General features: G+C 40.6%; 1 protein-coding gene. It reads left to right on the forward strand.

Annotated elements, in window-relative coordinates:
* A partial coding sequence (locus RMT89_RS41805; protein ID WP_315888987.1) for a hypothetical protein occupies nucleotides 1–340 on the forward strand: 340 nt, incomplete at both ends.

Below are 340 nucleotides of genomic sequence, written 5' to 3' on the forward strand. Positions count from 1 at the left end.
GAACGTGAAGATTTTATTCAAGATATTTGCTTGAAAGTGGTGGCAGCACGAGCTAACGGTAATGATTATACAGGTCGTAATGGAGCAGCCTTTGCCACATGGCTCTATCGTCTGGCACATAATCACATGCTGAATCTAAAGAAAGCTCATACAGCGAAACGTAGGGCTCACAATCGAACTCATGTTGATGATGATAAATATGAGGCTGTGATTGAAGGGATGGTGCAACCTACAGAATATCCGTTTAATTGTTTGGATAGTATGGAAACACCATCCCTTGAAGATCAGATTATTGCTGAAGAGATGCTTGAGCGATATAAGCAACATCTCAAAGAGAATT

It is taken from the genome of Streptomyces sp. P17 (assembly GCF_032436805.1).
In the GTDB taxonomy this organism is placed as follows: domain Bacteria; phylum Actinomycetota; class Actinomycetes; order Streptomycetales; family Streptomycetaceae; genus Streptomyces.